The sequence below is a fragment of the Paraburkholderia tagetis genome, assembly GCF_022213065.1.
GTDB classification, from domain to species: domain Bacteria; phylum Pseudomonadota; class Gammaproteobacteria; order Burkholderiales; family Burkholderiaceae; genus Paraburkholderia; species Paraburkholderia tagetis.
This window is the reverse complement of the sequence record NZ_JAKLJA010000020.1, coordinates 116,930-130,780: the sequence shown is the minus strand read 5'-3', so window position 1 is coordinate 130,780 and position 13,851 is coordinate 116,930. Positions and strand designations below refer to the sequence as shown.

Below are 13,851 nucleotides of genomic sequence, written 5' to 3'. Positions count from 1 at the left end.
CTCCCAGGTGGCCCAGTGCGGCACGAGGTTCGAGTTCGCGAGCAGCACGCGCGGTGCGTCTGCGTGGGTGCGGAACACGCCCACCGGCTTGCCCGACTGGATCAGCAGCGTTTCGTCTTCGTCCAGGTCCTTCAGCGACGCGAGGATCTGGTCGTAGCACTCCCAGTTGCGCGCGGCGCGGCCAATGCCGCCGTACACGACCAGCGCGTGCGGATGCTCGGCGACTTCCGGGTCCAGATTATTCTGGATCATGCGGTACGCGGCTTCGGCCAGCCAGGTCTTGCACACCTTTTCGCTGCCGCGCGGCGCGCGGATCGTGCGGGTCGGGTCGAGGCGGGGATCGGTGAAGTTGGGATGGTTCATGGCGTTCGTTCGTCTCGGGATAGAAGTTCTTGCGCGGCCTTGCTTGTCTGTTTGCCCGTACCGGGCAATGACCTTAAGCGGCATCGCGGCAACGTGAGAGCTAGTCTACCGCCGCCAAGTTGTATATACAACTCGTTTTGGCAAATCGAGCCTAGGGAATTACCCTGGACGGGTTTTTCTGTGAGGAATCAGGGGAGGCGAAGGTCGAATGCCGAATGCGGCGCTTGTTGACTAGACAAGACTACCGTGACGGACAAGGTCGCGCATGGGCGCCCGTGCGGCGCGTCGGCGATGGGAAACGCAGGTGCGCGGTCTGACACCCGGGCAACGTGGGTTGCGGCCCGCAGCACAAGACCTGAATGGGTATTTTGGAGCGGGGATTTCAACCCGCTCCGACGCCTCAGACAGTGCCAGCCAGATGAAACCGCGAAGCCGGGTGCCAAAGTCTCACCGAGGTCGCAACATCCTTGCCGACCCAGGTGCGCCGCAGCAACAACAAACAAGGCTCACCAATTTCCATCGCGAGATGCTGGCGCACATGCGCATCGGGCTTCTGCGCGTAAATGCGAAACTCCGCGCGCTGAATAGGCGCGAGACGCACCATATAGTTATTCGGCGTTTCCACCGTGAAATCCTGCGCGAGATATTCGGGAAACACCTCGGGATTCACATAGCGGTCTTCGTACTGAATCGGCTCGCCCTCTTCGTTGTGCACGATGCGTGAATGAAACACCGGCCCCGTGTCGAGTTCGAGCGCGGCGACGGCGTTCGGATCGTCGCTGGATTCCAGCGCAAGCACACGCGCCGTATGCCGATGCCCGCGCGCAGCGATTTCATCGGCGATATTACGGATCTGCAAGACCGTCGATTCGTACTGGCGCGGCGCGACATAGGTGCCCGAACCGCGCACGCGGTTCAGCACGCCTTCGGCCATGAGCTCGCGCAGCGCGCGCGAAACGGTCATACGCGCGACACCAAACTCCTTGACCATCTCTGTTTCGGAGGGCACGACATCGCCCGGCTTGAGCAGGCCGTTTTCGATCTGTGCGAGGACGTGACGCTTGATCTGTTCGTATGCGGGCAATGGCGTGCCGCGCGCCGGCTTGTTTTGCATGATCGTCATCTGGAAATAGGCGGGCGCATGCCCGGGCCTTATACGAGCACTGCGATCCGGCGAAGCCGCTCCGATCTGGCCACGTTGGCCCGACCGCATTAGCCCCGCCAGGTTGTCTAGGCTAACCTGATCGGGCCACATTGTACCGTCCGCAATGCGTCGTGCCGCGAGTCTTGTCCGATCCATCGTGCGCCGGCCGGTGCGAGCCTGGGCCCGTGCTAAGATCGTCGGCTGCAAATCGACTCACCAGCCGACTCACCAGCCGACCAACCGGCGCGCGCCGCTGCGCACGGGCCCGCGCATCGCGAGGTCCGCGAGACACACGCTACAGGCCTTCCTCCTTGAACGCTCCCACCCAACTCCTGTTCCTGCCCGGCGCCTCGGGCGATCCCGCGTTCTGGCAGCCGCTCGCGGACCAGCTCGAGCATCCGGCCGAGCGTCGTTTTCTCGCTTATCCGGGTTTCGGCAGCGAACCTGCGGACCCCGAGGTCGAGAATTTCGAAGATCTCGTGCGCAAGATCGTGCAGCAAATCGACAAGCCGACCGCGCTGATCGCCCAGTCGATGGGCGGTGTGCTGGCCCTGCGCGCCGCGCTGGCCAAGCCGGCACTCGTCACGCACCTCGTGCTGGCCGTCACCTCCGGCGGCCTCGACACGCAGGCGCTCGGCGCGAGCGACTGGCGCGAGGAATTCGCCGCGCAGAACCCGCAACTGCCAGACTGGTTCGTGACGCTGCGCGAGGACCTCACGAGCGAGCTCGCCTATGTCCAGCAGCCGGTCATGCTGCTATGGGGCGACTCGGACCCGATCAGCCCGCTAACCGTTGGCGAAAAACTGCTCGAATTGCTGCCGAACTCGGAGCTCGATGTGGTGAGCGACGGCGGCCACGACCTCGCATCCGTTCATGCGCGCGTACTGGCGCCGCTCGTCGACGATTTTCTGCAAGCGGGCAACTACGCCTAGCCCTGCGTTTCGAGGGCAGCGTACTCGCGCGCGTCGGTGAGCCGGGCAAGCACTACGCGCGCGCGCACGCCGCGCCCGTTCGCGCCCGCATCCAGACTGACCTCGCCGCCGTGCGAATGCACGATCTCACGCACGATCGCGAGGCCGAGACCCGTGCCCTCCGTGTCCGATGCGGCCCTGAAGAACGGCTCGAATACGCGGGCGCGCGCTTCGGCGGGAATGCCGGGGCCGTCGTCGAGCACTTCGAGGGTCACCGCGTGCGCGCTCGCCTGTACCCCGACCGTCACGCGCCCTCCCGCCTGCGTATAGCGCAACGCGTTGTCCACGAGATTGGTCACCATCGCGCGCAGCAGCTCGCGATGCCCCGACACGAGCGCGGCGCCCTGCAGTTCCGCACCGAGGTCGATATCGCGCGCCTGAGCCAGCATCACGAGCCCCTCTACCGCCTCGTGCGCAAGCTGCGTCATGTCCACGGGTACACCGGGCCGCTGCGCGGTGTCGAACGCTTCGGCCTGAGCGAGCAGGAGCAGTTTGTTTGTGAGCGCAACCATCGAGCGATTGCTCTCGCGCATGGCCGCGAAGACCTCGGCAAGCGCCGGATCCAGCGTTTTCTGCGAGCACGCGTACTGCAACTGCGTGCCCAGCAGCGTGAGCGGCGTGCGCAACTGATGCGAGGCATCGGCGATAAAACGCCGTTGCGCGGCGTTCTGCGCACCGAGCCGCGCGATGCACTGATTGATCGCCTCCACGACGGGCCGTAGCTCCGCGTGCAGCCCCTCGGAGCGGATCGGCACGAGATGCATCGGATCGCGGTCGGCGACCTCGTTCTTGAGCTTCATGAGCGGACGCAGCTCGAACGTGAGGCCGATGCAGGCGAGCGCCACCGCGAGCATCACCATGCCGATCTGGCGCACGAGTTGGGGCCGCCACAAGGTCATGGCCATTGCGTCGCGCGAATGCTCGGTCTTGCCGACTGAAACGCGCACGCGCCACACGCGGCCGTTGTCGTACATCGAGCGCAGCACGCTCACGGCGCGCAGCGCCTCGCCGTGCAGCGCCGCGTCGTACCAGACCGGCACGTCGACGGCAGGCGCCTGGCGCGTATGCGGAAAATCGGGCATGCCCACGAGCAGCGGGCCATCTTCCACGCTGACGTTGTAGAACACCTGGTCGCGCTGCGGCGACGCGAAAAGCTCCAGCGCCGCCGGCGGCACGTTTGCGCGCAGCGCGCCGTCGCTCCACTCCACCGAGCCCGCGAGCATGCGCGCGGACGAGAGCAGGCGAGCGTCCTGCACGAGATCGGCGGTATGGTGCGCCGCGCGATACTCGAACGTGGTCGTGAAAATCACATACAGGCCGAGCGGCACCAGCATCCACCACAAGAGCCGGATGCGCAGGCTACTCGTCATCGCGTGCGTCCATTATTGGGTCGCCTCGTCGCGCTTGCGCAGCAGATAGCCAAGGCCGCGCAGCGTGACGATCGTGGCCGAGCTGCCTTCGAGCTTCTTGCGCAGCCGCGAGACATAGATCTCGATGGCGTCTTCGCTCGGGTCGTCGGCGAGCGTGAAGATCGCATCGGCCAGCGCGGACTTCGAGACGGTCTTGTTCACGCGCAGCATCAGCGCTTCGAGCACGGTGCGCTCGCGCGGCGTCACGTTGAGCGGCGCGCCGCCGAGCGCGAACCGCCCCGTGTTGATATCGAAGACGAGGTCGCCGCAACTGATTTCGTTGGCGCGCGCCGGCGTCTGTCGCCGGATCAGCACCTTGATGCGCGCCACGAGTTCGCGCACCTCGAAGGGCTTGACGAGATAGTCGTCGGCGCCGCTGCCGAGCAGCTCCACCTTTTCGTCGATCGATCCGCTCGCGGTGAGCACCATCACCGGCGTCGCGTCGCCGCGCTGGCGCAGCCGCCGCAGCACGTTCTTGCCCGAGAGCTTCGGCAGATTCAGGTCGAGCAGCACGACGTCGTAGGCGTTGGTCCGCAGGAGCGAGTCGGCGGCGTCGCCGTCCTGCAACGCATCGCAGGCAAAGCCCTGCTCCTCCAGCGTCTTGACGAGCCAGTGAACGAGCGTGGGGTTGTCTTCGATGAGCAGCAGCTTCATGGGCGAGGCGTTGAATGGAAAACCACGTGTGCCGCGATTGTGCCGCCCCCGGCGCGTGGCCGCCTTGCGGGTTAACACGGACGTTCGTGCAGGGGCGCCGAAGGCTGGCAGAAGGGTTGGCATTTCTATAATCGGTTGCATCCACCAAAAGAGGCGCGGCCCGCGAGGCCTCGCGCCATATCCAAGGAGACTCCACGATGCCCACGCTGCGCCAGATCGCTACCGTATCGAGTGTCGCTTTCGCACTCGCCGCCACCTCCGTCGCCGCTCATGCGGAAAAGATCACCATCATGGTTGGTGGCGCAACCAAGATCATCTATCTGCCCGCCAAGCTGACCGAGCAACTCGGCTACTTCAAGGACGAGGGGCTCGACGTGGAGATCCAGTCGCAGCCCGCCGGCGTGGACGCTGAAAACGAGCTGCTCGCGGGCGCCGTGCAGGGCGTGGTGGGCTTCTACGACCACACCATCGATCTGCAGAGCAAGGGCAAGGAAGTCCAGACGCTGGTGGTGTTCGGACAGGTGCCCGGCGAAGTCGAGATGGTGTCGAACTCGGCGGCCGGCACGGTCAAGAGCATGGCCGACGTGAAAGGCAAGACGCTCGGCGTGACGGGCCTCGGCTCCTCCACGAGCTTCCTCACGCAATACCTCGCGCAGCGCGCCGGCATTCCTTCGACCCAGTACACGCTGCTGCCCGTGGGCGCCGACGCCACCTTCATCGCCGCAATCAAGCAGAACCGCATCGACGCGGGCATGACGACCGAGCCCACCGTCTCGCGTCTCCTGCAGACCGGCGACGCCAAGGTGCTGGTGGACATGCGCACGCTCGAAGGCACGCGCGCGGCGCTGGGCGGCACCTACCCGGCTTCGAGCTTCTATGTGCAGCGCGCCTGGGCGCAATCGCACAAGGATGAAGCGACGAAGCTCGCGCACGCCTTCTCGCGCACGCTCAACTTCATCGCGACGCATAACGCCGAAGAGATCGCCGCGAAAATGCCGAAGGACTATTACGGCAGCAATAAGGACCTCTACGTAAAGGCACTGAGCGCTTCGCTGCCAATGTTCACGAAGGATGGCCGCATGCCCGCCGACGGTCCGGAGACCGTGCTCAAGGTGCTGTCGGCCTTCAACCCTTCGGTGAAGGGTAAGCACATCGATCTCGCGAAGACGTACTCGAATGACTATCTGCCGGCCGCGACGGCCACGGCAGCGTCGAAGTAACGCCGTCGCACGACCGAACATCGAGGCACATTCCAGGCACATTCCAGGCACCACCGAGGCAACGAAGCATGAGCTCTCCCCACTCGCAAGGCACGCCGGCCATCGAGCTGCGCAACGTATCGTGCCGCTTCATCTCTCCCGACGGCAAGGCGACGCTCGCTCTGCGCGACTTCAGCATGGCGGTCGCGCGCGGCGAATTCGTCGCCATCGTCGGTCCCACGGGCTGCGGCAAGTCCACCACGCTCAGCATGATCACGGGGCTGCTCAAGCCCACCACGGGCGAAGTGCGCGTGATGGGCGCGCCCGTGAACGGCATCGATCCGCGCATCGGCTTCGTGTTCCAGGCCGATGCGGTGTTTCCGTGGCGCTCGGTGCTCGACAACGTGGCGGCTGGCCCGCTGTTTCGTGGCCGCTCGAAATCGGCCGCCTATGACGAGGCGAACGAATGGCTGCGCCGCGTGGGCCTCGACAAGTTCGGCAAGCACTATCCGCATCAGCTTTCGGGCGGCATGCGCAAGCGCGTGGCGCTCGCGCAGACTTTCATCAACAAGCCCGAAATCCTGCTGATGGACGAGCCGTTCTCGGCGCTCGACATGCAGACGCGCACGCTGATGCAGGACGAGCTGCTGCAATTGTGGGGCGGCACGGGATCGGTGGTGTTCGTCACGCACGACCTCGAAGAAGCGATTGCGCTCGCCGACCGCGTGTTCGTGCTCACGGCGCGGCCCGCGACGCTCAAGAAAGTCTACGAGATTGACTTGCCGCGCCCGCGCATCACGTCGGAAATCCGCTATGCGCCGCACTTCGTCGAGCTGTCGCGCGAAATCTGGCACGACCTGCGCGAAGAAGTGCAGATCGGCTAACCTGGCCAAACATCAAGCACGTTGGAGCGATTGCTCATGTCCACCCCGCAACCAACCTTGCCGCAAGGCATCGATGCGGCCTCGCTCGACGCAGTCGAGCGTGCCGCACAGCAGCGCATCCGGCGCCGCCACGCGCTCGTGATCGGCCTGCGCGTGCTCGTGCTCGTCGTCGTGCTCGGCGGCTGGGAGCTATCGGCACGCCTCAAATGGATCGATCCGTTCTTCTTTTCGATGCCCTCGGCGATCTTCGATCAGATCATCGACTGGTTCGTGAACGGCACCTCGCAAGGCCCGCTGCTCACGCAAGTCTGGGTCACGCTCGAGGAAACCGGGCTCGGCTTCATCATCGGCTCGATCGGCGGCGTGTTCTGCGGCATCGTGCTGGGCCGCAACAAGCTGCTCTCCGATGTGTTCAGCCTCTACATCAAGATCGCCAACTCGATTCCGCGCGTGGTGCTGGGTTCGGTGTTCGTGATCGCGCTGGGGCTCGGCATGGCGTCGAAGGTCGCGCTGGCCGTGGTGATGGTGTTCTTCGTGGTGTTCGCCAATGCGTTCCAGGGTGTGCGCGAAGCCGACCGCTACATGATCGCCAATGCGCAGATCCTTGGCGCGTCGCGCCGCCAGGTGACCACCGCCGTGGTGATCCCTTCGGCCCTGTCGTGGATTCTCGCGAGCCTGCACGTGAGCTTCGGCTTCGCGCTGGTGGGCGCCGTGGTGGGCGAATTCCTCGGCTCGAAGCAAGGTATCGGCTTGCTGATCTCGACGGCGCAAGGCGCATTCAATGCAAGCGGTGTGTTCGCGGCCATGATCGTGCTCGCGGTGGTCGCGCTGATTGCCGATTATCTGCTTACTGCCGTTGAGCAACGCCTGCTCAAGTGGCGGCCCACGTCGACGAGCTGATTTCCTGTCGACCAGAGTTCGCGCTTCAGCGCGTTACTCGGGTCCTATGCAAGGCTGTCCGGGCGCGAGAGGCTGATATCCTCCGGCCTGTCGTTCGCGGCGCACAGATGTGCGCCGCTTTTTTTTTGGCCGGCACCAATGAGCCAGCCCCAACACCCCGCGCTACTTCGGCTGCGCCACAGTGCGCAGATACGGCTTGAGCGTCTTGAAGCCCTGCGGATACTTCTGCTTGGCAGCGTCGTCCGAAACTGAAGTCGGAATAATCACATCGTCGCCGGATTTCCAGTTAACAGGCGTGGCCACCGCGTGCTTGACAGTTAGTTGCAGCGAGTCGAGCAAACGCAACACTTCGTCGAAGTTGCGGCCCGAGCTCATCGGATAGACGAGCATGGCCTTCACCTTCTTGTCCGGGCCGATGATGAACACCGAGCGCACCGTGGCGTTGTCGTTCGCCGTGCGCGGACCGCCGCCGCTCGCGGCCGGGTGAATCATGTCGTAGAGCTTGGCGACGTTCAGGTCCGCGTCCCCGATCAGCGGATAGTTGACCGCGCTGCCCTGCGTTTCCTCGATGTCCTTGACCCATTTCTGATGGTCGCTCACCGGGTCCACGCTCAGGCCGATGATGCGCGTATTGCGCTTGTCGAACTCGGGCTTGAGCCGGGCCATATAGCCGAGCTCCGTCGTGCAGACGGGCGTGAAATCCTTCGGATGAGAAAACAGAATGGCCCAATGATCGCCGATCCATTCGTGAAAATTGATCGTGCCTTCAGTAGTTTCAGCGGTGAAATCGGGTGCATCTTCTCCTAGACGAATCGTCATCTCAAGCCTCCATGTGTGGTTGCGCGACAGCGTCCTACCGTCGTACGAGGCGCACGCTTTTGCAGCACGCTGTTGCATTCTAGGTAGTCCAGCGGACGGTTTTGCGATTTGTTTACGCGGTCGGCGCGTCGCTCGATAACGGACACGGCGGCAAAACGATATAGGGCTTGACCATAGCGTTCGAGCGCAGCAGCGCCCGTTAATCCTGCGCCCCCATACACGCACGAAATGCACGACGCGTGCCGTGCTCACGCCTGGGCGCATGCGCCCTGCATGGCGCCGGCTGCACGCAGCTTTGCCCTGCGTATCAGCCGTATCAGCCCAATTGCAGCCGGTCGCTGCCCTGGTGTCAGCCCTGGTTTGCATACCACCCACCGCCAGGCGACGCTATTCCCGTAGCCCGCGTACGGGGCACGTCTATTGCTCCGGCGAGCTTAAGTCACCCGTGATATTGTCTGAATACCGGAGTCGTAGCGCGCATGTGCCCGTCAATCGAACTCTGTCACCTTCGCGAGCGTCGCCATGAGTGATGTACGCCACCACCTGAGTCCGCGCGACCGCGTGGAACTGCTCTGCTGGCTCACCTGCGGGAGCCTCGGAGCGTACTACCTCAACGAAACGTGGCCCAACGCGGCTTTTCACGTGCAGGCCGCGCACAAGTGGCTCGACCGCCACGCACGCGAGGCCGACTGGCTCGCCATCGCGCGGCTCACCGCCATCGCCCAGGAAATCGCCAAGCAGCACGCATGGTTTGTCGACGCTACATGGGCGCGCGACGCCGTCGAGGAAATCCTCGACACCGACGACCTCAACTATCAAGCCAAGCTCGTCATGCAGGTACTGAAGGACTGCGAGCTTGCGCTCGCAGACCGTAGTTCCCCAGACTGAGCGCGTCAGGACTGCGGCGCGGGCTGGGAGGCAGCATTCGCGCCGGCCGCCTGTGCGGGCGGCGTCCATCCATAGCCGAGCGCCTTGTACAGGCCCACGATCTGCGCGAGCCGCTGGTCCTGCAACTGGGATTGCTGGATTTGCGCCGCGAAGAGGCTACGCTCGGCGTCGAGCACTTCCAGATAGCTCGTGTAGCCCCCCTCGTAGAGATCCCGCGCCAGCGACGTGTACTGCGTGAGCGCATCCACCTGGCGCGTGGTGGCTTCGAGCTGATCCTGCGTGCGCGTGGCGCCGACCAGCGCATCCTCCACGTCCGCGAATGCCTGCTGGATCGTCTGCTCGTAGCTCAGGAGCGCCTCCTGATGCGCCGCCTCGGCCGAATGCACGGAACCCGCGATCGCACCGCCCTGGAAGATCGGCTGCGAGACCGCGCCCGCGAACGACCATACACGCGCAGGCCCGGTCCAAAGCCCCGAAAGTGCCGTGCTGGCCGCGCCGAACATACCGGTGAGCGAGATCTCCGGGAAGTACTGCGCACGCGCGGCGCCGATCTGCGCATTCGCTGCAATAAGCGCCTGCTCCGCCTGCTGAATGTCGGGACGGCGCTCCAGCAACGACGACGGCAACCCCGCCGGTATCACCGGCACGGAAAGCTGCGCGATGGATTTGCCGCGCGGAACCGGCCCCGGGTTCTGGCCGAGCAGCAGGGAAATCGCGTCCTCTTGCTGCGCGATCTGCTTCTGGATCGAGTAGACCGACGCCTGCGCCGATTCATATTCGGAGCGCGCCTGGCTCAGTTGCAGTTGTGACACCACCCCGCCCGCGAAGCGCGCTTCGAACAGCTTGACCGTGCCGTCGCGGCTCTCGAGCGTCTGCTGCGCAATCGTCAGTTGATTGTCGTAGTCGCGCAGTTGCAGATAGCTCGTCGCCACATTGGAGATCAGCGAAATACGCGTAGCCTGCTGCGCTGATTGCGTGCCGAGATACTCGGCGCGCGCGGCTTCGGTCAAGCGCCGCAGGCGGCCGAACAAGTCGATCTCCCACGAGGCCACGCCCTGGAGCTGCACCTGATTGCCGACCAGCGGCGGATAGCCGGGTGCTGGCACGCCGCGGCTGCGCGAGCCGCCGAAATTCACGCCCACCTGCGGGAACAGACCCGAGCGCGCCACGACATAGCGGCCGTAATACTCTTCGACACGCGCCGCCGCAATGCCGAGATCCTTGTTCTGCGCGAGCGCCTTCGTGACCAGATCGTCGAGGACGGGGTCGTTGAACTGCTTCCACCAGTCGAGCGACGTATCCACCACCTCGGCATCGGCCGATGCGAAGCGGTAGGTGGACGGCGTCTCCACCGTGGGCCGATGATAGTCGGGACCGACCGCGCAGGCCGCGAGCCAGACGGTGCTCGCGGCGAGGACAATGGGCTTCAGTGCGCGCATGATTTTTGGGCTCATGGCTTCAACCCTCCTGCGCGGGCGGAGCCGCCGGCGCCGGCAAGTCCGGTTCGGCTTCGGGCTTCTTGCGCGACGAAAGCGTTTCGAGCCCCCAGAAGAACATCGGAATAAAGAAGAGCGCGATGAGCGTAGCGCCAAGCATGCCGAACACCACGCCCGTGCCGAGCGAGCGGCGGCTTGCCGCTGATGCCCCGGTCGCGATGGCGAGCGGTATGCAACCCAGAATGAACGCGAGCGAAGTCATGATGATCGGGCGCAGACGCAGTTTCGCGGCGTGCAGCGCGGCCTCGTATGGCGACATGCCCTCCTTCTCGCGCATTTCCACGGCGAACTCGAAGATCAGAATGGCGTTCTTTGCCGCGAGCGCGATCAGCACCGTGAGGCCGATCTGGAAGTACACGTCGTCTTCCATGCCGCGGATCAGAATGCCCACGAGCGCGCCGAACACCGCGAACGGCACCGCCAGCAGCACGCCGATCGGCAGCGACCACTTCTCGTACTGAGCCGCGAGAATCAGGAACACCATCAGCAGCGCGAAGCCGAACACGAGCCCCGCCGTCGAACCCGCGGTCTTTTCTTCGTACGCCTGGCCGCTCCATGCGTAGCCGTAGCCATCGCCGAGCACTTCTTTCGAGATCTCCTCCATTGCCGCGATCGCTTCGCCCGAGCTGTGGCCGGGCGCGGCGTCGCCCGTGATCTTGGCGGCCGGGAAGTTGTTGAAGCGGTTCACGATGTCCGCGCCGTTCACGAACTTGTAGGTCGTGACCGCCTTGATGGGCACCATGTCGCCGGAGCGGTTGCGCACGTAGAGCTGCTGGATGTCCTCGGGGCGCGTACGGTATTGCGGCTCGGCCTGCACGATCACCTGGAACAGGCGGCTGCCCTTCGGGAACTGGCTCACGTAAGACGAACCGAACATCGTCTGCAATGCAGCATAAACATCCTGCACCGCCACGCCCTGTGACTCGGCGCGCTCGCGATCCACTTCCACGAGCAACTGCCGCGAGTTCGTGTCGATGGTCGAGTTGATACCGCGCAGCGCCGGATTCTGGCGCGCTTTCGCGATCACCGCGCGAACCTTCTCTTCAAGCTGCTGGTAAGTGCCATCACCCGTGGTCTGCACCCAGAACTCGAATCCGCCCGTCGTGCCGAGGCCTGGAATGGAAGGCGGGTTGATCGGTATCACCACGCCGTCCTTGAAGCCCGCGAACGCCCGGTTGGCCGCATTGATGATGTCGGCGGCGCTGCCGTCCTTGCCCCGCTCGCTGAAGTCCTTGAGCGTGACGAACAGCGTGCCGGCGTTGGCCTTGTACTGCGAGTCGATCAGGCTGTAGCCGATAGGCGCGGCCACGGCCTTGACGGCGGGCTGCTTCATGAACCAGTCTTCGGCGCGCTTCGAGATATCTCCGGTGCGATCGAGACTCGCGGCGTCCGGCGTGATGACCGCGCCGAGCAGATAGCCCTGGTCCTCGACCGGCACGAACGAAGTGGGGATCTTCTTGAAGAGCATCCCGGTGGCGACGCACATCACGGCGATCAGCAAGACCGAGAGCATGACGCGGCGGATGACCGACTGCACCGACCGGCCGTAGCCTTCGGTCACCCGCTCGAAGCGGTCGTTGAACCATACGAAGAAGCGGTTCTTCTTCTTTTGCTCCGGCTTGAGCAGGATGGCGGCCAGCGCCGGCGAGAGCGTGAGCGCGACGATGCCCGACAGCACCACCGAGACCGCGATGGTCACGGCGAACTGCTTGTAGAGCTGCCCAGTGATGCCCGAGAGAAACGCAACCGGGATGAACACCGCGAGCAGCACGAGCACGATGGCCACCACGGGGCCGCTCACTTCGTCCATGGCGCGCTTGGCCGCTTCCTTGGGAGGCAGCTTGAACTCGGTCATGTTGCGCTCGACGTTCTCGATCACCACGATCGCGTCGTCCACGACAATGCCGATCGCGAGCACCAGACCGAATAGCGTGAGCATGTTCACCGAGAAGCCGAACACCGTCATGCCGATGAACGCGCCGATGATCGACACCGGCACCGCAAGAATCGGCACCAGCGTGGCGCGGAAGCTCTGCAGGAAGATGAACACCACCAGGATCACGAGTAACACCGCGTCACGCAGCGTCTTCACCACCTCGTCGATCGACTCGTGCACGAACTCGGTCGTGTCGAGCGCGATTTCATACTTGAGGCCGGGCGGGAAGCTCTTCTGCAACTGATCGAGCGTGGCGCGCACCTGCTTCGACACCTGCAGCGCGTTGGCGCCAGGCTGCTGGTAGACCGCGAGCAGCGTGGCGGTCTTGCCGTTATAGCGGCCGCGCATCGAGTAGTCCTTCGCGCCCAGATCAGTATGGCCGATGTCCTTGATGCGCACGATCGCCGCATCGCCCGACTTGGCGCGCAGGATGATGTCGTCGAAGTCGGCGGGCTCGGTGAGGCGGCCTTTGGTGGCCACCGGGAAGGTCTGCAGGACAGGCGAGCTGGTGGGCGACTGGCCGAGGCGGCCGGCGGAGAACTGCTGGTTCTGCGCGCTGATCGCGTTCTTCACGTCGTCCACGGTGATGCCGAGCTTGGCCATGCGGTCCGGCTTGACCCACACGCGCATCGCGTAATCGGGTGAGCCCATGATTGCCGACTGGTTCGCGCCCGGCAGGCGCTTGATCGCGTCGAGCACGTAGACGTTCGCGTAGTTCGCGACATACTGCTGGTCGAACGTGTCGTCAGGCGAATAGACGGCGATCACCATCATGAACGCCGACGAGCGCTTCTGCACCGAGACGCCCTGCTGCGTGACCGAATCGGGCAGCGTGGGCAGCGCGAGGTTCACGCGGTTTTGCACGTCCACCTGGGCGAGCGAGGGGTCGGTGCCGATGTTGAAGTACACGGTGAGCGTCATGTTGCCCGTCGAGGAGCTCGATGAACTCATGTACATCATGTTGTCGGCGCCGTTCACCTGCTGCTCGATGGGCGCGGCGACGTTTTGTGCGACGATGTCGGCGCTCGCGCCGGGATAGGTCGCGCTCACCGTGATCTGCGGCGGCGCGATGTCGGGGAACTGCGCGACCGGCAGGTTGAGCATGGCCAGGAAGCCGGCCACGACGATGATGATCGACAGGACCGACGCGAAGATCGGCCGGTCGATGAAGAAGTGGGAGAACTTCAT

11 protein-coding genes and 1 pseudogene are annotated in these 13,851 nt (G+C 64.4%); 5 read left to right on the top strand and 7 right to left on the bottom strand.

Annotated features, from left to right (window positions below):
• Both L5014_RS22200 and hutC read right to left on the bottom strand, forming a co-directional pair.
• A pseudogene (locus L5014_RS22200) lies at nt 1-363 on the bottom strand (urocanate hydratase); the annotation flags it as partial.
• A gap of 400 nt (nt 364-763) precedes the next feature.
• Complete coding sequence (hutC, locus tag L5014_RS22195; protein ID WP_238465888.1) at nt 764-1,477, bottom strand: histidine utilization repressor; 714 nt, start codon at nt 1,475-1,477, stop codon at nt 764-766.
• A gap of 341 nt (nt 1,478-1,818) precedes the next feature.
• Between hutC and L5014_RS22190 the strand changes: the two genes are divergently transcribed.
• Nucleotides 1,819-2,439 carry an alpha/beta fold hydrolase gene (locus L5014_RS22190; protein WP_238465887.1) on the top strand — a complete coding sequence of 207 codons (621 nt, stop codon included), beginning with the start codon at nt 1,819-1,821 and terminating at the stop codon, nt 2,437-2,439.
• Here the strand turns inward: L5014_RS22190 and L5014_RS22185 are convergent.
• Together L5014_RS22185 and L5014_RS22180 are read right to left on the bottom strand one after the other, a co-directional pair.
• Nucleotides 2,436-3,848: a sensor histidine kinase gene (locus L5014_RS22185; protein ID WP_238465886.1), complete on the bottom strand. Its 1,413-nt coding sequence runs from the start codon at nt 3,846-3,848 to the stop codon at nt 2,436-2,438. The two genes, L5014_RS22190 and L5014_RS22185, sit on opposite strands and share 4 nt — an antisense overlap.
• Before the next feature lie 12 nt (nt 3,849-3,860).
• Entirely contained in the window at nt 3,861-4,541 is a 681-nt protein-coding gene (locus L5014_RS22180) for a response regulator (RefSeq protein WP_238465894.1), read from the bottom strand.
• 197 nt (nt 4,542-4,738) lie between these two features.
• Between L5014_RS22180 and L5014_RS22175 the strand changes: the two genes are divergently transcribed.
• The 3 genes from L5014_RS22175 (at nt 4,739) to L5014_RS22165 (ending at nt 7,524) form a co-directional block, all read left to right on the top strand.
• On the top strand, nt 4,739-5,761 hold the full coding sequence (locus L5014_RS22175; RefSeq protein WP_238465885.1) for an ABC transporter substrate-binding protein: 1,023 nt from the start codon (nt 4,739-4,741) through the stop codon (nt 5,759-5,761).
• Nucleotides 5,762-5,829: 68 nt separating this feature from the next.
• Nucleotides 5,830-6,624 carry an ABC transporter ATP-binding protein gene (locus L5014_RS22170; protein ID WP_238465884.1) on the top strand — a complete coding sequence of 265 codons (795 nt, stop codon included), beginning with the start codon at nt 5,830-5,832 and terminating at the stop codon, nt 6,622-6,624.
• A 36-nt stretch (nt 6,625-6,660) separates the two neighbouring features.
• Nucleotides 6,661-7,524: an ABC transporter permease gene (locus L5014_RS22165; protein ID WP_238465883.1), complete on the top strand. Its 864-nt coding sequence runs from the start codon at nt 6,661-6,663 to the stop codon at nt 7,522-7,524.
• 162 nt (nt 7,525-7,686) lie between these two features.
• On the opposite strand, the gene L5014_RS22160 is transcribed toward L5014_RS22165, so the two are convergent.
• Entirely contained in the window at nt 7,687-8,343 is a 657-nt protein-coding gene (locus L5014_RS22160; protein WP_238465882.1) for a peroxiredoxin, read from the bottom strand.
• A gap of 522 nt (nt 8,344-8,865) precedes the next feature.
• Between L5014_RS22160 and L5014_RS22155 the strand changes: the two genes are divergently transcribed.
• Nucleotides 8,866-9,231 carry a hypothetical protein gene (locus tag L5014_RS22155; RefSeq protein WP_028218761.1) on the top strand — a complete coding sequence of 122 codons (366 nt, stop codon included), beginning with the start codon at nt 8,866-8,868 and terminating at the stop codon, nt 9,229-9,231.
• Between the two features lie 5 nt (nt 9,232-9,236).
• On the opposite strand, the gene L5014_RS22150 is transcribed toward L5014_RS22155, so the two are convergent.
• Together L5014_RS22150 and L5014_RS22145 are read right to left on the bottom strand one after the other, a co-directional pair.
• Nucleotides 9,237-10,685: an efflux transporter outer membrane subunit gene (locus L5014_RS22150; RefSeq protein ID WP_238465881.1), complete on the bottom strand. Its 1,449-nt coding sequence runs from the start codon at nt 10,683-10,685 to the stop codon at nt 9,237-9,239.
• 4 nt (nt 10,686-10,689) lie between these two features.
• Nucleotides 10,690-13,851, bottom strand: coding sequence for an efflux RND transporter permease subunit (locus L5014_RS22145; RefSeq protein ID WP_238465880.1), 3,162 nt, complete (start codon nt 13,849-13,851; stop codon nt 10,690-10,692).

What these genes read in the sequence shown, in the direction of transcription:
- L5014_RS22150 (WP_238465881.1), bottom strand. Translation starts at nt 10,685, where the DNA reads ATGAGCCCAAAAATCATGCGCGCACTGAAGCCCATTGTCCTCGCCGCG.
- L5014_RS22160 (WP_238465882.1), bottom strand. Translation starts at nt 8,343, where the DNA reads ATGACGATTCGTCTAGGAGAAGATGCACCCGATTTCACCGCTGAAACT.
- L5014_RS22155 (WP_028218761.1), top strand. Translation starts at nt 8,866, where the DNA reads ATGAGTGATGTACGCCACCACCTGAGTCCGCGCGACCGCGTGGAACTG.
- L5014_RS22185 (WP_238465886.1), bottom strand. Translation starts at nt 3,848, where the DNA reads ATGACGAGTAGCCTGCGCATCCGGCTCTTGTGGTGGATGCTGGTGCCG.
- L5014_RS22180 (WP_238465894.1), bottom strand. Translation starts at nt 4,541, where the DNA reads ATGAAGCTGCTGCTCATCGAAGACAACCCCACGCTCGTTCACTGGCTC.
- L5014_RS22175 (WP_238465885.1), top strand. Translation starts at nt 4,739, where the DNA reads ATGCCCACGCTGCGCCAGATCGCTACCGTATCGAGTGTCGCTTTCGCA.
- L5014_RS22145 (WP_238465880.1), bottom strand. Translation starts at nt 13,851, where the DNA reads ATGAAGTTCTCCCACTTCTTCATCGACCGGCCGATCTTCGCGTCGGTC.
- L5014_RS22165 (WP_238465883.1), top strand. Translation starts at nt 6,661, where the DNA reads ATGTCCACCCCGCAACCAACCTTGCCGCAAGGCATCGATGCGGCCTCG.
- hutC (WP_238465888.1), bottom strand. Translation starts at nt 1,477, where the DNA reads ATGCAAAACAAGCCGGCGCGCGGCACGCCATTGCCCGCATACGAACAG.
- L5014_RS22170 (WP_238465884.1), top strand. Translation starts at nt 5,830, where the DNA reads ATGAGCTCTCCCCACTCGCAAGGCACGCCGGCCATCGAGCTGCGCAAC.